Annotated in this window: 16 protein-coding genes and 7 pseudogenes; 16 read left to right on the top strand and 7 right to left on the bottom strand. The window is 62.0% G+C overall.

The features are described from left to right. Positions 1-231: 231 nt before the first annotated feature. The 4 genes and pseudogenes from WJU18_RS25420 (at position 232) to WJU18_RS25405 (ending at position 2714) form a co-directional block, all read left to right on the top strand. Complete coding sequence (locus WJU18_RS25420; RefSeq protein ID WP_423456600.1) at positions 232-1149, top strand: porin; 918 nt, start codon at positions 232-234, stop codon at positions 1147-1149. Positions 1150-1410: 261 nt separating this feature from the next. Beyond that, positions 1411-1783, top strand: a pseudogene (locus tag WJU18_RS25415) (Arm DNA-binding domain-containing protein); the annotation flags it as partial. An 81-nt stretch (positions 1784-1864) separates the two neighbouring features. Beyond that, positions 1865-2558, top strand: a pseudogene (locus WJU18_RS25410) (IS3 family transposase); the annotation flags it as partial. 9 nt (positions 2559-2567) lie between these two features. Further along, complete coding sequence (locus tag WJU18_RS25405; RefSeq protein WP_423461094.1) at positions 2568-2714, top strand: DUF3363 domain-containing protein; 147 nt, start codon at positions 2568-2570, stop codon at positions 2712-2714. Here WJU18_RS25405 and WJU18_RS25400 read toward each other — a convergent pair. Together WJU18_RS25400 and WJU18_RS25395 are read right to left on the bottom strand one after the other, a co-directional pair. Further along, a complete protein-coding gene (locus WJU18_RS25400) occupies positions 2711-4057 on the bottom strand; it encodes a heavy metal sensor histidine kinase (RefSeq protein WP_423456598.1) in 1347 nt (448 codons plus the stop codon). The two genes, WJU18_RS25405 and WJU18_RS25400, sit on opposite strands and share 4 nt — an antisense overlap. After that, positions 4054-4740: a heavy metal response regulator transcription factor gene (locus WJU18_RS25395; protein WP_423456597.1), complete on the bottom strand. Its 687-nt coding sequence runs from the start codon at positions 4738-4740 to the stop codon at positions 4054-4056. Before WJU18_RS25395 ends, WJU18_RS25400 begins: the two co-directional genes overlap by 4 nt. Positions 4741-4894: 154 nt before the next feature. Between WJU18_RS25395 and WJU18_RS25390 the strand changes: the two genes are divergently transcribed. Beyond that, on the top strand, positions 4895-5221 hold the full coding sequence (locus WJU18_RS25390) for a DUF4148 domain-containing protein (protein ID WP_423456595.1): 327 nt from the start codon (positions 4895-4897) through the stop codon (positions 5219-5221). A gap of 2 nt (positions 5222-5223) precedes the next feature. Beyond that, on the top strand, positions 5224-5484 hold the full coding sequence (locus WJU18_RS25385; RefSeq protein ID WP_423456593.1) for a double zinc ribbon domain-containing protein: 261 nt from the start codon (positions 5224-5226) through the stop codon (positions 5482-5484). A gap of 97 nt (positions 5485-5581) precedes the next feature. Here WJU18_RS25385 and WJU18_RS25380 read toward each other — a convergent pair. The 5 genes and pseudogenes from WJU18_RS25380 to WJU18_RS25360 all read right to left on the bottom strand — a co-directional run bounded on the left by WJU18_RS25380 (position 5582) and on the right by WJU18_RS25360 (position 14420). Next, a pseudogene (locus WJU18_RS25380) lies at positions 5582-8055 on the bottom strand (heavy metal translocating P-type ATPase). Beyond that, the gene (locus WJU18_RS25375; RefSeq protein ID WP_423456591.1) at positions 8052-11216 is read right to left on the bottom strand and encodes an efflux RND transporter permease subunit; all 3165 of its coding nucleotides are present in this window, start codon (positions 11214-11216) and stop codon (positions 8052-8054) included. Before WJU18_RS25375 ends, WJU18_RS25380 begins: the two are co-directional and overlap by 4 nt. A 23-nt stretch (positions 11217-11239) precedes the next feature. Continuing rightward, entirely contained in the window at positions 11240-11581 is a 342-nt protein-coding gene (locus tag WJU18_RS25370; protein ID WP_423456589.1) for a P-II family nitrogen regulator, read from the bottom strand. Between the two features lie 10 nt (positions 11582-11591). Next, positions 11592-13181, bottom strand: a complete 1590-nt coding sequence (locus tag WJU18_RS25365; RefSeq protein ID WP_423456588.1) for an efflux RND transporter periplasmic adaptor subunit — start codon at positions 13179-13181, stop codon at positions 11592-11594. Between the two features lie 3 nt (positions 13182-13184). After that, entirely contained in the window at positions 13185-14420 is a 1236-nt protein-coding gene (locus tag WJU18_RS25360) for a TolC family protein (RefSeq protein WP_423456586.1), read from the bottom strand. Positions 14421-15585: 1165 nt separating this feature from the next. Here WJU18_RS25360 and WJU18_RS25355 point away from each other — a divergent pair. The 10 genes and pseudogenes from WJU18_RS25355 to tal form a co-directional block, all read left to right on the top strand. Then, positions 15586-15906: pseudogene (locus tag WJU18_RS25355) on the top strand (LysR family transcriptional regulator); the annotation flags it as partial. After that, positions 15857-16480: pseudogene (locus WJU18_RS25350) on the top strand (tyrosine-type recombinase/integrase). The pseudogenes WJU18_RS25355 and WJU18_RS25350, both read left to right, overlap by 50 nt. Next, positions 16477-16671 (top strand): hypothetical protein, encoded by a 195-nt coding sequence (locus tag WJU18_RS25345; protein WP_423456585.1) that lies wholly within the window; start codon positions 16477-16479, stop codon positions 16669-16671. The pseudogene WJU18_RS25350 and the gene WJU18_RS25345 overlap by 4 nt, the downstream one beginning before the upstream one ends. A 29-nt stretch (positions 16672-16700) precedes the next feature. Beyond that, a pseudogene (locus WJU18_RS25340) lies at positions 16701-17703 on the top strand (TrbI/VirB10 family protein); the annotation flags it as partial. After that, a pseudogene (locus tag WJU18_RS25335) lies at positions 17700-17943 on the top strand (DUF2274 domain-containing protein). The pseudogenes WJU18_RS25340 and WJU18_RS25335, both read left to right, overlap by 4 nt. A gap of 515 nt (positions 17944-18458) precedes the next feature. Then, the gene (locus tag WJU18_RS25330; protein WP_423456583.1) at positions 18459-19439 is read left to right on the top strand and encodes an ABC transporter permease; all 981 of its coding nucleotides are present in this window, start codon (positions 18459-18461) and stop codon (positions 19437-19439) included. Between the two features lie 7 nt (positions 19440-19446). Continuing rightward, entirely contained in the window at positions 19447-20373 is a 927-nt protein-coding gene (locus tag WJU18_RS25325) for an ABC transporter permease (protein ID WP_423456581.1), read from the top strand. Between the two features lie 129 nt (positions 20374-20502). After that, on the top strand, positions 20503-21483 hold the full coding sequence (locus tag WJU18_RS25320) for an ABC transporter ATP-binding protein (RefSeq protein ID WP_423456579.1): 981 nt from the start codon (positions 20503-20505) through the stop codon (positions 21481-21483). Next, positions 21480-22487 carry an ABC transporter ATP-binding protein gene (locus WJU18_RS25315; RefSeq protein WP_423456577.1) on the top strand — a complete coding sequence of 336 codons (1008 nt, stop codon included), beginning with the start codon at positions 21480-21482 and terminating at the stop codon, positions 22485-22487. Before WJU18_RS25320 ends, WJU18_RS25315 begins: the two co-directional genes overlap by 4 nt. Before the next feature lie 31 nt (positions 22488-22518). Further along, positions 22519-23463: a transaldolase gene (gene tal / locus WJU18_RS25310; protein WP_423456575.1), complete on the top strand. Its 945-nt coding sequence runs from the start codon at positions 22519-22521 to the stop codon at positions 23461-23463.

Raw genomic sequence — 23463 nt, 5'->3', positions numbered from 1 at the left:
CTTTTGGTTACATATGTTGTAGGCAGCCCACGGGTTGCCTGCGCTTGTTGTCTTCGTGCAACGAAACGGCGCGCTCAAGCGTGATTCATTGCCGAAGGCTTTGCAAGTTCGAGGCATGTCTGGTGCAATAGCAACAACTTCCCAGAAGGGGAGGTTGGCCCGGGGAACCGGCGGGAATCGCAGACGGACCCTTCGCACCGGCGCCCTATGTTTAACCTTGGAGAACTTGCAATGAAAAAATCTCTGATTGCCCTGGCAGTGCTGGCTGCCTCCGGTGCCGCGATGGCTCAATCTTCCGTCACCCTGTATGGCGTGGCTGACGCTGGTGTGGTGAAACTGGCCGGTGACAAGACCAAAATGGGCAGCAGCACCACCATGAACAACGGTAATTCCCGTCTGGGCGTGCGCGGTATTGAAGACCTGGGTGGCGGCCTGAAAGTCGGTTTCAACTTTGAAACCGGCCTGTCCCTGAACGACGGTGCTACCGTGGCCTCCGGCGACGGCTTCTGGGCTCGTACTGCCAAGATGTGGATCGGTGGCAACTGGGGTACTTTCCAGATGGGTCGTACTCTGAGCCCCTCGTTCTACGGCGTTGCTGCTTGGGAACTGACCGGTATCACCAACTACAACCTGATTGGGAACACGTACGGTTACGGCGGTGGTGCTGTTCGTAACAACAGCCAGTTCAGCTACAAGACTCCTGACGGTCTGGGCGGCTTCAGCGCTGAAGTCGGTTATATCGCTAAAGGCAACAGCGCCACCGACCAATCCAAGTGGGATGCCAACGTCATCTACGCAAACGGCCCGATCGGTGCTGGCCTGTCCATGAACAAGCTGAGCGGCGGCAAGACCAACTGGTCTCTGGGTGGTCAGTACAACTTCGGCACCTTTGCCGTCGCAACTTCCTACAACGCTCGCCGCGACGGTGTCCGCCGCGAAGGCTTCACCATCGGTGGCCGCGCTCAATTTGGCGCCTTCACCGTGACTGCCGACGTCGCTCGCGATCGTAAGAACGACGGTGGCAAGAAGTACACCAACTTCTTGCTGGAAGGCAAATACGCCATGTCCAAGCGTACCTTTGTGTACGTGGCTGGTCTGCGCGTGGACGACAAGAACAACTACGGCCTGGGCATCCGCCACAACTTCTGATTTTGATGTTGCCTCATACGCTCCCATATGGGGTAGCGTATGTTCAGCAGCAAATCATCTCTAAAGCCGCCCTCGGGCGGTTTTTGTTTCACCATGATGCCAGCGCCGAACTTTGCTGGCCTACGCCGAAGCTCGATACAGCAGATTTATCAATAATTTAGGTGAGGTCAACATATGCCGGTGCTTTCTGAAATCTGATCCGGCTGCCTGCCTCGTGGCTTCCTGCGGCCCCTGGAAACCGGGTCTTTCCGAGGAGTCATTGTGGCAAAAATCAAGCTCACCAAGTCCGCTGTGGATGCGGCACAGCCTCAGGCGCAGGCTATTGAACTCCGGGACACACTGGTACTCGGCATTCCTATGCAAGATTGCACTAGCGGGCCAGCGAGGTGCTCATGCTCTAGTACCGCACGAACGCTGGCGAACGCCGCAAGCCTGCCTTGGGCCTGTATTGGGGGCGGACCGTTGAGCAAGCCCGCTCTCTAGCCCAGAAATGGCTAGCCGAGATGCGCCGGAGTGGCGACCCCCGGTGCCGCCAAAGCCCAGACACGCAAGGCCCCTCCCGTTGCCGAGCTGTGCGTGAAGTTTCATGGACGACCACTCCAAACAGCGCAACAAGCCCAGCACCCGCCGGGGCAGAGTTGGCCTCGGAAATCTGAATAATCCGATAAGTGTGGAAACTGCTCCTGCTGGCGAGGATATCGCCTGTGAAGACTAGATCACTTATGAGCAGAAGACCCCCTCGGCGCTGGCCGCCGGTTGTGGCGACAAGACGCTGGCCGAGCTAGCGCAGCAGCATGACGGACACTCCAATCAGATCACGGACTGGAATTACCAGCTGCTGAGCCGGGGGGCCGACGTGTTCGGTGGCGAGCCCTCCTCGGCAGAGCCGGTGGTGGATTTGAAGGGACCTGCATGCCAAGATCGGCCAAGAGGCCCTGGAGATCGATCTTTGTCCGGCGCGCTCAGCAAGGCCAGCCTGCTGAGCGTAAAGCGATGATTGAGCGCGAGCACGCGCACGCGCTGCCGATCTCAAGCTGATGCGGCGTATCGACGAGCTACACCTGGAGCTACCATTCGCCGGGGCGCGAATGCTGCGTGACCTGTTACTCGGTGAAGGTGTTACCGTGGGCCGCAAGCGCATGACCACACCGATGCGTCGACTGGCGATCACGGTCTTCTACAAAAGGCCTGACACGAGCAAGAAAGCCTCGGGCCACAAGATCTATCCGTATCTGCTGCGCACGCTGCCCATGACGCGTACCAACCAGGTCTGGGCTATGGGCATCAGCTATATCCCGATGCCCGAGGCTCCGTGTATCTGGCGGCGGGGATCGACTGGTACAGCCGCCGGGTGCTGGCCTGGCCGGGTGTCGATCTCGATGGACACCGAGTTCTGCACGGACGCCGTCTAGGAAGCGATCACCAGGGATGGCGCGCCGAGATTTAGCCTCGTGCTGTGGAAGCCCGTGATCGAACGGCGCCTGGGCCAACAGCTCGCCGCGACCATGCATGACACTGGGGTTTCATGGGAGCTTGGGCACCATCCAAAGATATCGTTGAATTAGCGGCATCTGCCATTGCTCAGTATGCTGAGCCCAATCGTCGTCACACCGTCTTTCGAATCGGCCTGCGGCTCACCGCCATGCATGCGCGCGATGGCTGCGACGATGGCCAAGCCGAGTCCATGGTTGTGGACCGCGCCACTGCGAGAGGGATCAGCCCGGTAGAAGCGATTAAATAGGCGAGGAAGGTGTTCCGGAGCAATAGTGTCACCCTGATTCATAACCAGCAGGCGCACCTGACCAGCCAGGTCCTGGATTTCCACGCGGACAGTAGTTTGTAACCGTGCATACCGTGTCGCGTTAGACAGCAGGTTGGAGATTGCACGCTGCAGCAGCGCATCGTCGAATTCCCCTTGCGCATCGCCAGCAATCTCTAGGCGCAACTCTGCGTCCGCCAAGCCCGCCTCGTGATAGTCGGCGACCTTGTGTGCCAGTGTAGCCAGGCTGCTGACTGGGCTGCGGCGGGCAAGCGCCCCCCGATCAGCCCGGGACAAAAACAGCATATCCCGGACGATATCGGAAATGCGGTGCAGTTCTTCCAGGTTGGAGCCCAGAATATCCCGCAGCTCTTCGGCACTTCGAGCCTTGCGCAGTGCCAGCTCTGTGCCGCTGATCAAGGTAGCCAGCGGGGTACAAAGCTCGTGCGCGACATCCGCATTGAATCCTTCTACCTGCTCGTAGGCTCGTTCGAGGTGGGCTAGCAGCTCATTAAACTGCACAACCAAGGGCATCAACTCTTCGGGTTGCGTTGATCCATCCAGCCTTTTGTGCAAGGTGTCTGCAGCCAGTTGCCGTGTTTGCGCAACCAAGTCGCGCACCGGTCTCAATCCACGCTGCACGAGGGCATATCCGCTGACCGATATCACGGCCACCCCAATCAAAGCTGCTACCAGCAACGCCAGGCTAATACGAGACAGCAGGAGTCGATCACCGTGCGTATCCAGCCGCAGTTCAGCATGCAGGGGCACACCGACAGCGACGGGTGCGGGCACGTCAAATTTCAGCACGCGCAGATTCACATCCTCATGGTTCGGCACTGCCTCTGAGTCGCCATAAAACAACGTGCCGTCAGCACGCCGCAGTGTCAGGGACATGTCCTGGTGACCAATCAGAAAGTCGTCGAGCCTGTGCCTCAATGCCCGTGCATCCGCCACCTCAGCAGTGTCGGACAACAGGTGACGTACTTGCATCTCCTTGTCCGCCAGAGCCTTACCCTGACGCGCCTCAAAAGCCAGCAGGGTGGTGACGTACACCACCGTACAAACCACTGCCAGACCTGCCAGGCTTTGCAGCGCTAGCCACAGCGAAAGGCGATGCCCCAGTGAGCGTTTGGGCTGCCTGGTCACTCTGCCCGAACCTCCAGCACGTAGCCCATGCCACGCACGGTGTGGAGCAATGGTTGCTCGAACGGCACATCCATTTTGGCACGCAGGCGCCGTATCGCCACGTCGATCACATTGGTGCCAAGGTCAAAAGTGACATCCCAAACCTGCTCCGCAATCTCGGTGCGTGACAGCACTTCACCTTGCCTACGCATTAGCAGAGACAGCAGTTGAAACTCCTTGGCTGTCAGGTCAAGCCGTTTGCCCGCTCGTTCCGCCCGCCTTCGCGCCAGATCCAAGTGCAGGTCGACGATCGTCAGCGTCAGGGCTTCGTGACTGGCCGGGAGCGGACGGGTGCGTTTGAGCAAAACCTCGATCCGCGCCACCAGTTCGGTGAAAGCAAAGGGCTTGACCAGATAGTCGTCTGCCCCTGCCTTCAATCCGCGCACCCGGTCTTCGACACGCATTCGCGCTGTCAGCATCAGCACGGGTGTTTGCCTGGATTGCCGCAGCGCGGTCAGCACTCCCATGCCGTCGATGCCCGGCAACATGCCGTCCAGGACGATCAGGTCGTATGTGCCTTCCATCGCAAGGTGCAAGCCATCCACACCATTGTGCGCCACCTCCACAACATAGCCCTCCTCGGAAAGGCCCTTGTGCAGGTATTCGGCCAGCTTGACCTCGTCTTCAACTATCAACAACTTCATGCACTAGTCCCCGCAATGGAAAGCAGAATGCAACAGAACTGTCATGCACAGGACTCCTTTCTGTTGGGGGTCATTGCCTACATTTGCTTCATGCCGATAGGACTTGCCGGCTTTGCAGCAAGTCCGCCCATTGAAGTGGATAGGAGTGTTCTTCATGACCCGCAAATTCTTTACTTCGCTCATCGTCGCCGGGCTTTTAGCTGTGCCCGCCCTGTCGCACGCCGACTCCATCTGGCATAACGGCAATGGCGAATCGGTTCGATATGCTCCGGAGCATTGGAGGTCTACAAAAACGCGCGCCGATGTCAGGGTGGAACTAGAGGCCGCCAAGGCGGACGGCACGTTGCCACTAATCCAGCGCGGCTTGCCAGCACCCGCGAAGAGTGCGCAGGCCCCAAAAACGCGCCAGCAAGTCATCGACGAGTTGCGCAATGAGTCGCCCCAGGGGCGACTGGCGCGTGAGGAACTCTTTCGCAACTGAGTATGGGTATCTTCAACAAGCTCTTGGGAAACCATCATGATGGTGGTCACCATGGCCGCCCTGACCGCCACAGCAGCAGAGTACCTGCTACGCTGGATACACAGGGTATTCAATGCGCGCACTGCAAGGCAATGAATGCAATCGGTTCGCGGTTCTGTCAGCAATGCGGCAAACCTGCGGCGCCCTCGGTATGTGCCCAGTGCGGCTCTGCGTTGCAAGGCGGTGCAAAATTCTGTTCCCAGTGTGGGACGGGGATTGCCTGAGCAACTATCCATACACGCCACACTTGGCGGTCTGGGCGCAGCAAGGTCTGCCTGCTCTGCGACCTTCATGCTGCGTCCCGAGAGGGTGGCACGGGTGTCATTTGCCGCGGTAAGCCAGTAGCCGCAGCGCGTTGAAGACGACCAGCAGCGTCGAGCCTTCATGCACGGCCACCGCCGCCCCGATGCCCAGCCCCATGATCGTCGCGGGCACCAGGATCGCCACGATACCCAGGCTGGCAAACACGTTCTGTCGGATCACCGTGCGGGCATGCCGGCTCAGGCCCACCGCGAATGGCAGGCGCCGCAGGTCATCGGCCATCAAGGCCACGTCCGCCGTTTCCAGCGCGACGTCCGATCCGGCTGCGCCCATTGCAATGCCGACTGTCGCATTGGCCATCGCAGGGGCGTCGTTGACGCCATCGCCGACCATGGCGACCTTGGTCTCCTGGCGCAGCCTGCGGATTGCCTCCACCTTGTCTTCGGGCATCAGGTCGCCCCAGGCTTCGTCGATTCCGACCTCGCTGGCCACCGCCTCCGCAACCTTACGGTGATCGCCCGAAATCATGATCATGCGCCTGATCCCCAGTTCACGCAGCGCCTGCAAGGCCTCGCGCGCGCCGGCGCGCGGCGTGTCTAGCAGACCTATTGCACCCAGATCGCGCGGACCACGGCGTACCACCATGGTGGTACGGCCGCGCTCACGCAAGCGTTCGACTGCGGCTTGTGCGGCAGCACCCAGCGTCGGCACATCCGCGACGCCGAACATTTCGGCCTTACCTATCCACACCGACTCGCCCGTCAGCTTGGCGGTAACACCGCGGCCTATCAGGTTCTGTAATCCATCGGCAGCCGACTCTGGCCGACCTGCCAGACGCTCTCGCCCGTCACGCGCAATCGCGGCCGCCAATGGGTGATCGCTGAGTGATTCAACGGCCACCGCCACGGCCAGCAGTTCCTCCTCGCTCGCTCCGTCAACGGCCACCACATCGGTGATGCGGGGGCGTCCCTCGGTTAGCGTGCCGGTCTTGTCGAAGGCCAACGCGTCGAGCGAGCCCAGTTCCTCTAACGGCGCACCGCCTTTAATTAGCACGCCACTGCGCGCAGCTCGGGCGATGCCCGACAGTACTGCGCTGGGCGTAGCGATCGCGAGCGCACAAGGGCTCGCCGCCACCAGCACGGCCATCGCGCGATAAAAGCTGTCGCGAAAGGGCTCATCAACCACCACCCAGGCGAACAGCAGCAGAAACGTCAGTCCCAGCACGGCAGGAACAAAAATGCGTTCGAACTTGGCGGTGAAGCGCTGGGTCGGCGACTGCCGAGTCTCGGCCTCGCTGACCATCTTGACCACCCGCGCCAGCGCGGAGTCAGTAGAGTTGCGCGTCACCTCGATTTCCAGCCCCCCGCGCCATTGATGGTGCCTGCGAATACGCGTGCCGCGGATTCCACGCCATCCGGCCGAACGCGCGCCAACGCCGCATCCTCCACAGGGCGCTTGTCGACCGGGATGCTCTCGCCAGTCACTGGTGCCTGGTTGATCGCCGAGTGGCCTTGCACGATGAAGCCGTCGGCCGGCAAGCGCTCGTTCGGCCGCACCAGCACGATATCGCCGACGCGCAATTCCTCCACGGGAACTTCCTGCGTCAGGCTGTCGCGCCGTACCACTGCAGTATCCGGCGTCAGCTCCGCGAGCGCCTCGATGGCGCGCTTAGCGCGGCCCATCGCGTAGTGCTCCAGCGCATGGCCAAGGCTGAACAGGAACAGCAGCAGCGCACCCTCGGCCCATGAGCCTAGGGCTGCGGCGCCGCCCGCCGCCACCAGCATCAAGGTGTCGATCTCAAAACGCCGGAGCCTGAGATTGTCGAACGCCTCGCGCAGCGTGAAAAAACCACCGAAACCGTAGGCCAGGACGAAGCAGGCCCATGGCAGCCAGTTGGGCGCTCCCGGCACTAGCTTTCCGACCATCACCCCTAGGCCCAGCAACGCGCCGCAACTCAGGGCGAATATCATCTCGGTGTTGGCACCAAGCAGGCCGCCATGTGCGTGCTCATGATCGTCCTGCTCGCCCTGCACATGCCGATGCCCCGGCTCGCCATGGCTGGGCGTTTCTTCAGCAGGCGCCGCATCTGCCTGCGGCCAAACACCCAAATTGGCCAAGGAGGCGAGGATCGACTGCTCCGAGGTCAGTTGGCGGTCGAAGTCCACATGTACCAATCCCGCAGCGCTGGCCTCAGCCTCCTGCGCACCGGGCAGGCCGCGCAGATGCTCGGCCACCGTTTGGGCTCGTCGCACGTGGCCGATACCGTCAACCTGCCACAGCACGTGCCCAAAGCGTTCGGTGATGCGCGCGCCAGCCGCCTTTACGATCTCGCGGATGCGTGCCAGGGGCAGCGCCTGCGGGTCGTAGTGAACGCACAATTGGGCCGAAGCCCCAGCCTCGGCGGCGCGCACATGCACAGCATCGATGCCCTTGCGGCCCTGCAGATCCTCGATCAGGCGCTTGACGCAAATGTCCTCGGCGATAGTTATCTGTGGCAGTACAAGGGGAATGTCCAGACGGAGCTTTGTGGTCATGGTGGTGATGGCAGGTCACGGGGAATGGGTGCATCTTGCGCCCGCTCGCGCCACGTATGCGCCCAGCGGTAGAGCACAGGCAGAACCAGCAGCGTCAACGCCGTGGACGACAGGATGCCGCCGATGACGACCGTGGCCAGCGGACGCTGCACCTCGGCACCCGTGCCTGTCGCCAAGGCCATCGGCACGAAGCCCAGAGAGGCCACCAGCGCCGTCATCAGCACCGGACGCAGGCGTGTCAACGCGCCTTCGCGCACCGCCGCCTCCAGGCCCAGCCCCTCTTCCCGCAGCGAGCGGATGAAAGAAATCATCACCAGGCCATTCAGCACCGCCACGCCGGACAGGGCGATGAAGCCCACCCCGGCCGAGATCGATAGCGGTATGCCACGCAGCCATAGCGCCACGATGCCCCCGGTCAATGCGAAGGGCACGCCGGTGAAGACCAGCAACCCGTCCTTGACGTTGTTGAACATCGCAAACAACAACATGAACACCAGCAGCAGCGCGATGGGTACCACGATCTGCAGGCGCTGGCTGGCGGATTGCAACTGTTCGAAGGTGCCGCCCCAGGCGATCCAGTAGCCGGTGGGGATCTTGACTTTCTGCTGTAACTGGGCCTGCGCTTCGGCTACGTAGGAGCCAATGTCGCGACCGCGTACGTTGGCAGTGACGACGACGCGGCGCTTGCCGTTCTCGCGGCTGATCTGGTTGGGGCCTGGGGCAATCTCGAAGCTCGCCACATCACCCAACTGGACATAGGCAGGCGCCCCGGTCATGACAGGCAACCGGATCGGCAGCCGCTTGAGCGCCTCGATATCGTTGCGTTGCGCATCCGACAGACGCACCAGAATGTCGAAACGGCGGTCGCCCTGGAACAGCGCGCCGGCTTCCTTGCCGCCAATGGCGGTCGCCGCCGTGCTTTGCACGTCGTCCAGACTCAGCCCCAATCGTGCCAGCTTGGCGCGGTCGATCTGCATCGTCAGCATAGGCAGGCCCGTGGTCTGCTCGACTTTCACGTCCGCAGCCCCGGAAACGCCTTCGAGCACCTGCGAGATCCGTTCGGCGGTCTCCTCCATCGCGGCCATGTCGTCGCCAAAGACCTTGACCGCCACGTCGCTGCGCACCCCCGATATCAGCTCGTTGAAGCGCATCTGTATGGGCTGCGTGAACTCGTAGTTGTTGCCCGGCACCCGGCCCACGGCCTGCTGCAGGGCCGCCACCAGCGACTCGGCGCTGCGGCCGGGGTCAGGCCACTCTGTACGCGGCTTGAGCATCAAGAAGGTATCTGCCACGTTCGGCGGCATCGGGTCGGTGGCAATCTCGGCCGTGCCCAGCTTGGCGAACACCTTGTCCACCTCCGGGAACTGCTTGACCACTCTCTCCAGTTGGAACTGCATCTCGATCGCCTGGCTCAGGCTGGTACCGGGGATGCGCAAGGCATGCAGCGCAATATCGCCCTCGCTGAGGCTGGGGATGAACTCGCTGCCCATGCGCGAGGCCAGCAGTCCGCTCAGCACGATGGACACCGCTGCGATCGTTACGACCAAAGGACGATTTAGCAGCGCCCAGTCAAGCATCGGCGCATAGCCCTTCTTGGCCCATAGCATCAGGCGGTTTTCCTTTTCACCCACGTGCCTGCCGATCAGCAGCGCGACGGCGGCGGGGATGAAGGTGATGGAAAGGAGGATCGCGCCGACCAGGGCGGTTACTACCGTGAAGGCCATCGGATGGAACATTTTGCCCTCGACACCGGTGAGGGCGAAGATCGGCAGATAGACCACCATGATGATCAGTTGCCCGTAGAGCAGCGGCCTGCGCGCCTCGCGGGCGGCAGCGAAAACCTCGTGAAAACGCTCTTGCCGGGTCAGAGGCCGGCCCACCGCCGCCTGTGCATGGGCCAGGCGCCGCACGCAGTTCTCGACGATCACCACCGCGCCGTCGATGATGATGCCGAAGTCCAGCGCCCCGAGACTCATCAGGTTAGCGCTGACCTTGTTGGCCACCATGCCGGTGAAGGTGAACAGCATAGCCAGCGGGATCACGGCCGCCGTGATCACCGCCGCACGCATGTTGCCGAGGAACAGGAACAGGATGGCAACGACCAGCAGTGCGCCTTCGACTAGATTCTTCTTGACCGTGGCGATGGCCTTGTCGATGAGGATGGTACGGTCATAGACCGTCTGGGCGATCACACCTGCGGGAAGGGTCTTGTTGACTTCCTGCAAGCGCTTATCCACGGCCTGCGATACGGTGCGGCTGTTCTCGCCCAGCAGCATGAAGACCGTGCCCAGCACGACCTCGCGGCCGTTTTCCGTGGCGGCACCCGTGCGCAACTCCTTGCCGATGCCCACTTCAGCGACATCGCGCACGCGGACCGGCGCTCCTTGCGCCTGGCTCACGACGATGTTGGCGATATCTTCGATGCTGGCTACCTGGCCGGGCGCGCGGATCAGGTATTGCTCGCCGCGGCGCTCGATGTAGCCGGCGCCCACGTTGGCATTGTTGCGCTCCAGCGCCTGTACCAGATCGGCCATGCTCAGGCCGTGGGCCACCAGCTTGTCGGGAAAGGGAGCAACCTGGTATTCCTTGGCATAGCCGCCGATCGTATTGATCTCGGTTACCCCCGGGACGTTGCGTAGCTGCGGCTTGATGATCCAGTCCTGAATCTCGCGCAGATCGGTCGGGGTGTAGGGCGTGCCATCGGGCTTGAGCGCACCTTCCTTGGCCTCCACCGTCCACATATAGATTTCGCCCAGACCGGTGGCGACCGGCCCGAGCGCGGGGGAGAGGCCCGTTGGCAGCTTTTCCTTGGCCTCTTGAATGCGCTCATTGACGAGCTGGCGGGCAAAGTAAATGTCAGTGCCGTCCTTGAAGACCACGGTGACCTGCGACAGGCCGTAGCGCGACAGCGAGCGTGTCTGCTCCAGGTGGGGTAGGCCCGCCATCGCGGTCTCGATCGGGAAGGTCACGCGCTGTTCTGATTCCAGAGGCGAGTACCCCGGCGCAGAGGTATTGATTTGCACCTGTACGTTGGTGATGTCGGGCACGGCATCGATAGGCAGGCGCTGGTAGCTGAAAACGCCCAGGGCGGCAGTGCCCAGCACAGCCAACAGCACCAGCCAGCGCTGCTCGATGGCAAAGCGGATGATTTTTTCAAACATGGATTGTCCTGTTCGATGCGGCCTCAGACGGCGGCGCGGCCACGCTCGCCGCTGCGGATGCGCACGATATCGATGACCTCGGTCACGGTGACCAGGCCGTCGCCTGGCTGCCCGGTGTGGGCCGCCTGTTCGATGGCTTGCATGATTGCGTCAACCTGTGCGTCGTCGCAGTAGATCCACAAAATCAGGCACGGGTGGCGGCTGGGCTCCCATTCATCGGCCACGTAGGCGTGGCTGTGCCCATGGCCGCGCGGGTGACCATGCCCCTGCAAGAGAGTGAAGCCCGGGAAATGGGGCAGGTGGTGCAAGGCGGCTTCGACCTTTTCCAGTCGGTGCGGCTGCACGATGGCGGTAATCTGCTTCATCGCGGACTCCTCAGTGATCGTGGCTTGCGCCAGCCTTGCCAAGCTCGGCCTTGATCAAAAAGCTGTTCTTGACGGCATAACGCTCGCCTGCCGCCAGCCCTTTGACCACCTCGGTGAAACGCCCATCGCTGCGCCCGAGTTCCAGCGGTCGCGCCTCGAATTGCTGGCCGTAGCGGCCGAACACCACGGGACCTTTACCCAGCGTCTGCACTGCATCCGTGGCCACCGCCACGGGCACGGCAACTTCGTCGGCGGTCAGGTCCACGGACACCGGCAGCCCAGGGCGCCACTGGCCCTTGGCATTGCCCAGCACCAGGCGGGCAGTGGCATTGCGGCTCTGCTCGCCGATCAGCGCGCCCACATAGGACACCTTGGCACTGGCCTCACCCTCCAGCGCTGCAGCCTTGATCCGCGCCTGGTCGCCCACTTTGATCCGCCCCACGTCCTTGGCCGGGACGATCAGCTCGACCCACACCGTCGATAGGTCGGCCACCTGGAAGATGGTGGCGTCTTCCTTGAGCGCTTCGCCAACGCTGATCTTCTTGTCGGTGATGACTCCGTCGATCGGCGCGCGTACTTCGTAGCGCGTCAAGCCCTGGGTGGACTCGGTGGCTCCGGCCCCCAGACTGACCAGCTTCTGACGCGCGCTGGCGGCGGTGATTTCGGCTTCCTGGTAGAGCTGGCGGGCGCTCAAATAGTCCTGTTCGGCGGAGACCTTCTCTTCCCAAAGCTTCTTCTCGCGCTCGTAGGTCGTTCGGGCCAAGCCCAGGCGCTTCTGCGCGGCCAGCAGCTCGCTGCGCTGGTCGGCCAGCGCCTGGCTGGAGATCACGGCTAGCACTTGCCCACGGCGCACCGTGTCGCCCGCGTTGGCGCGCACAGACTCGACCATGCCCACCAGGCGCGGGGTAACGAACACACTGCGATCCTGGTTCAACTTCACTTCGCCCAGCAATTGCAGGCTGTTGCGGATGCGCGCGGGACCTGCGTCGCCCAGTTCCACGCCATTGCGCTGGAGCTGCTCGTCCGTCATCTGAACGCGGCCTTCCACCTGCTCGAACTTGAATTCGTAGGTCTGGGTGCCGGCCAGCGCCTGGATGACGGCTTTGAACGAGTGCGGCTCTTCGACGGTGGCCGAGCCCTTGAGAAAGTCTTGCAGCGGGGCAAAGCTGAACACCTGCGGGGCACGGCCCAAGCGCTCCAGGGTCACGCTGACTTGGGCTTGGTTGGGTGCTGCGGGCTTGCCGTCCCGGAACAAGTAGACCCGGAATTCCGGGTCAACGCCTGTCTCGAAGATGGTCAGCTCCAGCCCGAAACCGTCCTGCACGAACAGCTTACCGCCATGCGGCCCCTTGGCGGGAACGGCACTTTTGTCTGTATCCTCGTGGTGTTCCTGGTCGCCGTGTCCGGTCTCATGCTCATGCTTGTCTGCGGCCTGCTGGCCATGGTGTTCCGCATCGGCATGGGTCGCGCTCTCGGTGTGGCCGTGGCCATGCTCTTCGCCCGCAGGTCGGGCCTTGTCCGTGCGCAGGATGGCGATGCCCAGTGCCACGCCAAGCACGAGTACGGCAGCCACGGCGATGACGGATTTCTTGTTGTTCATAGGTTACTCCTGGAGGGGGTCGGACTTGCGCTCGCCCTGGCCGAGCAGGCGATCGATGTCGGCGGCAGCGCGGTAAGCATCGGCCGTGCCGCGCAGTACCTGCTGGCGTAGTTGGGATAGGGTGCGTTGGGCATCCAGCACGTCGAGAAAGGCGAATTTGCCCAACGCATAGCCTTTGACGGCAGCGTCATAGGCTGCTTGCGCTGTGGTCAACACCTCGCCTCGCAGCAATTGCACTTGCTGGCGCGTCAGGCGAAGCTTTTCCAGGGCTGCAGACACCTCGGTTTGCAGTTGCAGCCGAACGGTCGTCACCATCTCCCGCGCCTGATCTTCCCGCTGCAAGGCCTCCAGCAAATTGCCCTGGTTGGTATCCAGAATGGGGAGTGGGACGGACACGCCGATAATGATCTGCGTGCGCCCCAGTTCGGCGGCCCGCTTTGCCCCCAAGGTGACGGTCGGATTGGGAATGCGCTTGGCTCGCTCGATGTCGGTCAGCGCTTGGCGCCGCGCCACGTCGAGTTGTGCCACCCTTAGCACTGCTGCCTGGGCCATCCGCTCGCCCACCTCGCGATCCGAGGGAACGGCGGGCAGGGTATCCGCATTGCCCTCGGCGCGCTCGAAATGGGGTGAGGTCTGTCCCCAGAAGGCGGCCAGACGCCGCCTGGCCAACTGCCGTTCGCTCTGCGCCTGGAGCAGTTCAGCGCGCACACCGGCCTCCGCCACCTGCGCCTTCGCCTGCTCCAGCGGCGGCACTTTGCCGGCCTGCAGGCGTTTGGAGGCAATGGTGCTGGCGTTGTGTGCCAGATCCAGTGAGGCCTGTACCAGGAGCACCTGCTCCTGCGCGCCCAACAACTCAAAAAAAGCACTGGTCACGGCCGCCTGCAACCCGGCCTGCTTGGCCTGCAGCGCCACCAGCGCCTGTTCGCGGGCGCGCGCTGCGGCAGTGAGGCGGGCGCTGCGCTTGCCGCCCAGTTCGATCGGTTGGGTCCATTGGACGGTCGTCGAGCGGGTGGCGCTGCGCGTGTCTTCCACGAGCATACCAAGCTCGGGGTTGGGCCGGGCGCCCGCTTGTATCTCAGCGGCCTCCATTGCCTTCACTTCCAGGCGCGCGCTGGCCAACTCGGCGTTGTGCGCCAGGGCCAGTTGCACGGCATCGCCCAGTGCTAGGGCGGGTACGGCGGGGATGGTCAGCGCCTGCGCTTCAACGGATGAGGCAGTGTTGCCCTGAGCAAGGGCCAAGGAGCAGGGGGAACAAATTACTGCTAGCAACAGCGGCGCACAGTAGCCTTGAAGACGGCTTCGCATCGAATTCTCCAGGGTTGTTGGAACAACAAAGTACGGGTTTGGCACGACACCTCCCCGCTCGCTGGAGCGGGCTACCGGAGGGGGTCAGCGGATGGCAGACAGCGCGCCGTTCAAGTGCAGCGCTAATAGGGGCGCTCGATACTCGGGGGAATATAAGATTTGTCCATATCTGCAGGTGCTCCGCGGAGTGCACTATGCGGGCAGTCCCCACGCCATAGAGCCTGGGCGAACCTACCGCAGCGTAGCCGTAGCAGCAATGGTAGTGGCTGGCGTCGCAGACATGACTGGAGTCCTTGCCCGGACCCTGTGCGACCTCTAGCCCATGTGCCGTCGACTTAAACGACGTCGCAAGTTCGAGGCCTGCGCCCACGTTATGCAGTTCATCCATGCTGGCTATGGATGTCGTGATAGCCCAGGAGCACTGGGCTATCACGAAAGCGACAAGGACTACGAACCAACGACGGATGCATTTTAGTCTATCGGCAAATCTCAAAATTGTTGGGCAGCAGCTTTAGTCGGGGAAGCAACTATTGATCCAGCTCGATGAAGTCAAAAGTTTTCACGGCCTGCGCCATAGGGCCGTGAAGAATAATTCTTCAAACTTCAGAGGGCCGGATCAATAGGGCGGTTAGAACCACGAGTCAGGTCGAATTTTATCTGGGCAATACGAACATACCAGCAACCAAAAAATGACAAAGCCGTCATCTTTCAAAAATCTAGTTGCGCGGACCCATCCTTAGGCTTCACCGGCACGCTGCCGCCAAAATGGCTCTTGAAACTGCCGCTATGGAGTTGGCAGTCCAACAGTGGTTCGTAATGCCAATCAGAGCAGGGCGTGGGATGCTAGGCGAGGCTGCTGGTATCTTGCGAAGTTGTTAGACTGATTTTTCGACTATCCCCCCAAATACAGTAGCCGCCGCGCCTCCCGCTGTGCGGACGTCTCACTACGCATTTCATCGAGTCCCTGCTGGCGTGTCCTGCTTGATGCCGCTGCGGGTACATCTCGCGGGTAGTCGCCTTCATCATAAGACAGGCCGCCCTGTTGCCTTGCAGCGTTGACTTCCGCTCTGGTAAGCAATTTTCAGAAAGGAATTAACGCATGGAATTACGCAATCTTCGCTGCTTTCTCACTTTGTTTGGCCGAAGAACCCCACTTCAGCCGTGCAGCCCAAAAAATGCACGCCGATCAATCCGCCTTTTCCCGCATCATCAGGGACCTGGAGGGTGAATTGGGCGCAAACTCTTCACCCGCACCACGCGGAATACGCAGTTGACCCACACAGGCAAAGCGTTCCGGGAGCGTGCGCCGCGCATCTTCACAGCCTTGGAGCAGGTGTGTGACAGCGCCAAATCCGCCGCCAACGGTTTCAATGGACAACTGCGCATCCCCTTGTCTGACTGCATCACCCCCTTGCGCCTGTCCTCCTACTTCTTCGGAGCATGCTCGTAGCGTTATCGACAGTTGCGACACAAGTACCTCTATGGGACTTCGCGATCGTGCCGTCCTATTGTTGTTGGCTCGACTGGGCCTGCGTGGCAACGAGGTTCTCGCTTTGCTGCTAGAAGACATTGATTGGAACATGAGCCGCCTGAGCATTCGCGGCAAGAACGGTTGAGTGTGCTTGATGCCCATGCATGCGGATGTGGGGGAAGCCATTGCCGTGTATTTGCAGTACGGCCGCCCCAAAAAAAGCGACGACCGCCATGTGTTTTTGCGCACTCGAGCCCCAATCAAGGGGTTTCAGCATGGCTCAGACAGCATTGGATCACTCGTGTGTAACGCGTTGCGGCGAGCTGGCATTGACGCGCCTCACAAGGGATCACACCAGTTCCGTCATGCATTGGCTATACGAATGCTCAAACGCGGTGCCTCACTGTCGGAAATTGGCGAAGTGTTACGTCGTCGAAGTCTGATCGCTACGTCAATTTACGCCAAGGTCGATATCGAAGCCTTGCGTGGCCTCGCATTGCCTTCGCCCGGAAATGCATCATGAACTCGCTGCGCGAGGCATTGGCCGAATATCTGGAGCTTCGACGAGGTCTCGGTTTCAAACTTCAAGATGCGGGCCGACAACTCCCGCATTTCGTTGCCTACCTGGAGCAGCAAGGCTGGCGGGCTGCGCCACGCAGGGCAAGCCGCCGCCGTCCATCTCGCTCGATGACCTCGCTCAGGCCTAGTCGCTGAATGGCTTGCCTTCGGACTAGTCTAAGCTACCGAAGGTGCCAGAGTTGGGACCACTGCTGCCGGGCGGCCTCGGCCCGGCCATGGAGAAGGCCCAGCAGTCCGTTGTGCCCACCTATGCGCCGCCGGACCATGATCCAGCGGACGTTCTGCGCAAGGAAGCCGAAGCAGCGGCAGCTTCGACCGTGTTCTTCCGCTCGGGCCAGCAGGGCAAGGCCGGGGGCGCGGCGCCCGCCCAAGACGCTGCGGCTGCGCCCGCCAGCGCCACGGCGGGCTTCGGCCCGATAGCGGCAAGGCCCGCCTCGACGGCGGCCCAGCCGACAGATCCCGCCGTGGCGCAGAACGGGCAGGGCCAGAAAGAAACGCTCCTGAAGGGAGGTTCCACTGAAACCCGCAATTCCGCCCAACTGACTCCGCCGGGACTTCGCCGTAACGGGTCATGGCGGGCATGGTAATCGCAGCGGCGCTCGTCACTGGCATCAAGTCCGACCTGCCGGGCGATGCGATTGCCACGGCGACCGAGCCGGTCTATGACACAGCGGCCGGGCGGATCCTGTTGATCCCGCAGGGCTCGCGCATCCTGGGCCGCTACAACAGTCAGATGAGCTTTGGGCAGAGGCGGGTGCAGATGGTGTGGAACCGTATCATTCCACATGACACGTCTTCGCTCACGCTGGACAATCCGGCAGGTACTGATCCGGCGGGCCACGCCGGGCTGGAGGATGACGTGGATCGGCATTGGGGCCGCATCTTAGCGGGCGCGGCGCTGACCTGACCACCTTGCTGGGTGTCGGGGCCGAGTTGGTCGTGCCCGAGAACCGGCAGAACGGCAACCACACCATTATCGCTGGGCGCGATAGCGCGCAGGACAGAATCAACCACGTGGGCCAGGAGTTGACCCGGCGCAACATAGACGTCCGGCCGACGTTGACGGCGCGACCGGGGTTGCCGGTGCGGATTGTGGTCAAAACCGACTTGGCCCTTCGGCCTTACCAGCCCTTGCTTCTGCAAAGGGTTCAAAGGTCGATCCCATGAGCACGGCCAGAAAGTTGAGGCTTGGGCCTTTATCGTCCTACAGCAGCGTGAAACTGACCCTCACCTGCCCGGTCAGCTTGAAAGCCACCCCCGACCAGTACGCTGCGCTCGCAGACCTACGGCGAGACGGTCGATGCAGCAACCTTGATTCCGCACATGCGCGAAGCTTTCATGGCGGGAGATCGAGGGTTCAGGCGCGGAGCAAGTCCGAAGGCGTTACCGCAACAACCGGCCACATGAATCTGCCCGCTCATCCACAAAAACGCAGCTAACCCCAACTGGCTGCGTTTTCGCTTTATGGGAGGTGAGAACGGGCTAGGCACACTTTTGGGCAGCCGGAATTGCAACGGATCGGCAGCGCATGGCCCGTTGCCTTGCTCCCACTCTCGCCACGGCAACGCTCCTATGTGGCTCCCAGCGCGGAATGCGCCAGGAACACAGGGCAGATGGTATCCGGCCTAACTACCCGTCCCGTAAAAGCTTTTTGGCCGTTGCTCAATCGTAGAAACTGCTTGACAACGGACTTTTTTATTTCCCGGGCCATCCCAAAGTAAAAACGTCTTTGAGTGCAGCGGTTCATGTGAAGCGGGCGCGCGTAGGTTTTTTCCATGGGGGCGGGCAAACCCGCATCACCGCATTTGTTAGCCCCCGCATTCAAGCAAACCCTGGGGTCAATTAGCAAGGTGGTCTGCTAGGATTTGGATGGCTTCTCAAGCGTCGATCCCCCCGCATAAGCGGCCTACTTTTTACCCTGCATGAGCGCATTCCTTTGTCGTCGTCTGATTCAAGCCATCATCGTGATGGTTTCAGTGGCGTTCATCGCTTTTCTGCTGTTCCAGTACGTGGGCGATCCGGTTCTCTTCCTGCTGGGGCAGGACGCCACGCCGGAGCAGATTCGCCAATTGCGTGAAGATCTCGGGCTCGATCAGCCTTTTTTCGTGCAGTTCTGGCATTTCCTCGTGAATGCCGTGCAGGGTGAGTTCGGACTCAGCCTCCGCCAGGGGGCCAAAGTGTCGCGCCTGCTGGGCGAGCGCTTCCCCGCAACGTTCGAACTCGCTTTGGTGGCAGCCTTGCTTGCCCTGGTGATCGGGATCCCCATGGGGGTCTACGCGGCATTGCGGCGCGGCAGCTTCCTGAGCCAGGTGTTCATGACCGTTTCGCTGCTGGGGGTGTCCTTGCCCACATTCCTGATCGGCATCCTGCTGATCCTGGTGTTTTCTGTCTGGCTCGGCTGGCTGCCCAGCTTTGGCCGGGGTGAGACGGTGGATTTTGGCTGGTGGAGTTCAGGTCTGTTCACGGTCGATGGCTGGCTGCACATGCTGCTGCCGGCCATGACGCTGGCGATTTTTCAGCTCACGCTCATCATGCGCCTCGTGCGTGCCGAGATGCTGGAAGTGCTGCGCACCGATTACATCAAGTTTGCGCGCGCCAGGGGGTTGACCGATCGCACCATCTATTTCGGCCATGCCCTGAAAAATACCTTGGTACCGGTCATGACCATCACCGGCCTGCAGCTTGGCGGCCTGATTGCCTTTGCCATCATCACGGAGACGGTGTTCCAGTGGCCTGGCATGGGCTTGCTGTTCATCCAGGCGGTGACATTTGCCGATGTACCGGTGATGGCGGCCTATCTTTGCCTGATCGCGCTGATATTCGTGGTCATCAACCTGGTGGTGGACATGCTCTATGCCGCGGTCGACCCGCGCCTGCGCGTCGCCAAGGCCACAGGCCATTGAGGCGCCGATGGTCAAGACATCCTTGATTTCCCGCTGGTGGGACAGCGACCTCAGCTACAGCTTCCGGCATTCGCCGACAGCGGTCATCGCGGCGGTCATCGCGTTCATTTGCATCTTCTGCGCCGTGTTCGCGGGATGGGTAGCACCGCACAACCCGTTTGATTTGTCCACGCTGGAGCTTGGCGATGCCCGCCTGCCGCCGGCCTGGCATGCGGACGGAAGCACCAAATACCTGTTGGGCACTGACGATCAGGGGCGGGACATTCTCTCGGCGCTGATGTACGGCACCCGCATCTCCCTGATCGTCGGGTTGGCGGGAGTGGCTTTGTCGCTCCTGATCGGGGTGGGCATCGGCTTGCTCTCCGGCGCCGTGGGCGGCTGGCTGGATGAATTCCTGATGCGGCTGTGTGATGTGGTGTCTTCGTTCCCCGCGATTCTGGTGGCGCTCCTGATCGCTGGCGTAGCCCGGGCTCTTTATCCGAATGCGAGTGACATCACGTCCTTCGGGGTGCTGATTCTGGCCATTGCCTTTGCAGGCAGCAACGGCTGGGTGCAGTATGCGCGTACCGTCCGCGCCAGCACCATGGTGGAGCGGGGCAAGGAATATGTGCAGGCCGCGCGCGTGACCGGTGTGACTCCGTCGCGCATCATGTTGCGCCACATTCTGCCCAATGTCACAGGGCCGGTCATGGTGCTGGCCACCATTCAGGTCGCCACCGCCATCATCACCGAAGCCACGCTTTCCTTTCTGGGGGTCGGTGTGCCGCCTACGTCCCCCTCGCTGGGCACCTTGATCCGTGTCGGCAACGACTACCTGTTTTCCGGCGAGTGGTGGATCACCATTTTTCCGGGATTGATGCTGGTGCTGATTGCACTCTCGGTGAACCTGCTGGGAGACTGGCTGAGGGATGCGCTGAATCCGCGATTGCAATAGGAATAGAGCTTGTGAAAGGGTTTCGTCATTCCCGCGCAGGCGGGAATCCAGGCTTTCACTCCGGCGCCGTCACTGGATTCCCGCCTGCGCGGGAATGACGGTTGAAAAAACAAAGGTCAAACTATTTGCATGCTGCTCGAAGTCAAGAATCTCACTGTTGAATTCCCCGGCCGGCGGGGAACCTTGCGGGCGCTGGATGATGTTTCCTTCCACATCGCGCCGGGTGAAATCCTGGGCGTGGTGGGCGAATCGGGGGCGGGAAAATCGCTCACGGGGGCCTCCATCATCGGCCTGCTGGAGCCGCCCGGCCGCGTGGCGGGCGGACAGATTCTTCTCGAAGGCCAGCGCATCGACAACCTGAGCCAGGATGCGATGCGCCACATCCGGGGCCGCAAGATAGGCGCGATCTTCCAGGATCCCCTTACCTCGCTCAATCCGCTGTATTCGATCGGGCGGCAGCTTGTCGAGACCATCCAGACGCACTTGCCGGTGAGCCGCCAGGAGGCGCGCCAGCGAGCGATCAACCTGCTCAAGGACACGGGCATTCCGGCCGCCGAGCAACGGATCGACCACTATCCACACCAGTTTTCCGGCGGCATGCGCCAGCGTGTGGTGATCGCGCTGGCGCTGGCTGCCGAGCCCAAGCTGATCGTGGCCGACGAACCCACCACCGCGCTCGACGTCTCCATTCAGGCGCAGATCATCGGATTGCTCAAGCGCGTGTGCGAGGAGCGTGGTGCGGCGGTCATGCTGATCACGCACGACATGGGCGTGATCGCGGAAACCTGCGACCGTGTGGCGGTCATGTATGCCGGGCGCGTCGCCGAGATCGGGCCGGTCCACGAAGTCATCAATTATCCAGCGCATCCTTATTCGGAAGGATTGATGGCGGCCATTCCCGACATCACCGAAGACCGCGAGCGGCTCAACCAGATCGATGGCGCCATGCCCCGGCTCAACGCGATTCCGGCAGGCTGCGCGTTCAATCCGCGCTGCCCCAAGGTATTCGAGCGCTGCCGTACCGAGCGTCCGGACCTGATGGCCGCCAGGGCCACGCAGGCAGCCTGCTGGTTACACGCGGAAGCGCAGCGCGTGGAGGTGGCCCGGTGACGGCGCGAGAAACGCCGCTGGTGCGGGCTTCCGATCTGGCCAAGACTTTCGATGTCTCGCCGCCCTGGCTCAACCGTGTGCTGGCAGGAAAGCCGCGCCAACTGCTGCGTGCGGTGGACGAAGTGTCGTTCGACATCGCCAAGGGCCAGACACTCGCGCTGGTCGGTGAATCGGGCTGCGGCAAGAGCACGGTGGCACGTCTTCTGGTGGGGCTGTATGAGCCCACACGCGGAAATTTTCACTTCGACGGCCACAATGCGCATGCCGTTTTCCGCACGGGCGCCGAAGGGCGTGCGCTGCGAAAGCGCATCCAGATGATCTTCCAGGACCCCTATGCGAGCTTGAACCCTCGTTGGATGGTGGAGGACATCGTCGGCGAGCCGCTCAAGGAGCATGGCCTGATCTCTGGCGCGAAGGAGCTCGGTGGGCGCGTGGCCGAGCTGCTGCATTCGGTGGGTTTGTCGGCCTCGGACATGGCCAAATACCCGCATCAATTCTCGGGCGGGCAGCGCCAGCGCATCTCCATCGCCAGGGCGCTCGCCACCGCGCCTGAGTTCCTGGTGTGCGACGAACCCACGTCCGCCCTCGATGTGAGCGTGCAGGCGCAGGTGCTCAACATCATGAAAAGCCTGCAGCGTGAGCGCGGGCTGACCTATCTGTTCGTCTCGCACAATCTGGCCGTCGTGCGCCATGTGAGCGATGCGGTCGGCGTGATGTATCTGGGGCGCGTGGTGGAGCTGGCGCGCAAGCAGCAGCTCTTTTCCACGCCGCAGCATCCCTATACGCGCATGCTGCTGGATGCCATCCCGAAAATGCATGACACTGGCCGCGCCCGCACGCCGGTGCAAGGGGAAGTGCCCAACCCGCTCAACCCTCCCAGCGGCTGCACGTTCCACCCGCGCTGCCCGCATGCCAACGAGCGCTGCCGTGTGGAGCGGCCGGCGCTGCTGTCCCTGCGAGGGGTTCAGGTCGCCTGCCACGGGGTGGAGGAGGGCCGGATTTGAGCCGCCCCGTGGTGTCGTCGATAATCACCCCATGAATCAGTTAGACGCGCTCAAACAGCTCACCACCGTGGTTGCCGATACGGGCGATTTCATGCAGTTGGCGCAGTTTCAGCCGCAAGATGCCACCACCAACCCTTCGTTGATCCTCAAGGCGGTGCAAAAGGCCGACTATGCCCCGCTGTTGAAAGACACGGTCGCCGCATTTCGCGGCCGTCCGCTGGACGAGGTCGTGGATCGTTTGCTGGTGCGCTTTGGCTGCGAAATTCTCTCCATCATTCCCGGGCGGGTCTCGACCGAGGTCGATGCTCGCCTGTCTTTTGACGAAGAGGCCACCTATACGCGCGCCGAGCGTCTGATCGAGCTGTACACGGCCGCAGGTGTTTCGCCGGAGCGTGTGCTGATCAAGATCGCCGCCACGTGGGAAGGCATCCGTGCCGCGGAGCGTCTGGAGCGGCGCGGCATTCATTGCAATCTGACCTTGTTGTTCAGCTTTTGCCAGGCGGTGGCTTGCGGCCACGCCAAGGTGCGGCTGATTTCACCCTTCGTTGGCCGCATCTACGACTGGTACAAGAAAACAGCGGGCTCCGCATGGGATGAAGCCGCCATGGCCGGTGCGAACGATCCGGGCGTGCAGTCCGTGCGCCGCATCTTCGAATACTACAAGCGCCACGGCATCGCCACCGAGGTCATGGGCGCGAGTTTCCGCAACCTGGGCCAGATCACTGCGCTGGCCGGGTGCGATCTGCTGACCATCAGCCCCGAGCTGCTGGCGCAACTGGCCGCCAGCAACGCACCGCTCGCGCGCGCCCTCGATGCGGGCGCCGCCAAGGCGCTTGAGCTTCCTGCCGTGCAATTCGACGAGCCGGCTTTCCGCCTGGCACTCAATCAGGATGCCATGGCCACCGAAAAGCTGGCCGAGGGCATTCGCGCCTTCATTCAGGACGCCGAAAAGCTCGACGCATTGATGCAGGCTTGA

It is taken from the genome of Ottowia sp. VDI28 (assembly GCF_049532675.1).
Taxonomy (GTDB): Bacteria; Pseudomonadota; Gammaproteobacteria; order Burkholderiales; family Burkholderiaceae_C; genus Ottowia.
This window is presented reverse-complemented; position numbering and strand designations above follow the sequence as displayed.

Coding starts and splice junctions, on each gene's coding strand:
- WJU18_RS25370 (WP_423456589.1), bottom strand. CDS start 11,581: ATGAAGCAGATTACCGCCATCGTGCAGCCGCACCGACTGGAAAAGGTC.
- WJU18_RS25330 (WP_423456583.1), top strand. CDS start 18,459: ATGAGCGCATTCCTTTGTCGTCGTCTGATTCAAGCCATCATCGTGATG.
- WJU18_RS25320 (WP_423456579.1), top strand. CDS start 20,503: ATGCTGCTCGAAGTCAAGAATCTCACTGTTGAATTCCCCGGCCGGCGG.
- WJU18_RS25375 (WP_423456591.1), bottom strand. CDS start 11,216: ATGTTTGAAAAAATCATCCGCTTTGCCATCGAGCAGCGCTGGCTGGTG.
- WJU18_RS25385 (WP_423456593.1), top strand. CDS start 5,224: ATGGGTATCTTCAACAAGCTCTTGGGAAACCATCATGATGGTGGTCAC.
- WJU18_RS25345 (WP_423456585.1), top strand. CDS start 16,477: ATGAACTCGCTGCGCGAGGCATTGGCCGAATATCTGGAGCTTCGACGA.
- WJU18_RS25390 (WP_423456595.1), top strand. CDS start 4,895: ATGACCCGCAAATTCTTTACTTCGCTCATCGTCGCCGGGCTTTTAGCT.
- WJU18_RS25325 (WP_423456581.1), top strand. CDS start 19,447: ATGGTCAAGACATCCTTGATTTCCCGCTGGTGGGACAGCGACCTCAGC.
- WJU18_RS25420 (WP_423456600.1), top strand. CDS start 232: ATGAAAAAATCTCTGATTGCCCTGGCAGTGCTGGCTGCCTCCGGTGCC.
- WJU18_RS25365 (WP_423456588.1), bottom strand. CDS start 13,181: ATGAACAACAAGAAATCCGTCATCGCCGTGGCTGCCGTACTCGTGCTT.
- tal (WP_423456575.1), top strand. CDS start 22,519: ATGAATCAGTTAGACGCGCTCAAACAGCTCACCACCGTGGTTGCCGAT.
- WJU18_RS25395 (WP_423456597.1), bottom strand. CDS start 4,740: ATGAAGTTGTTGATAGTTGAAGACGAGGTCAAGCTGGCCGAATACCTG.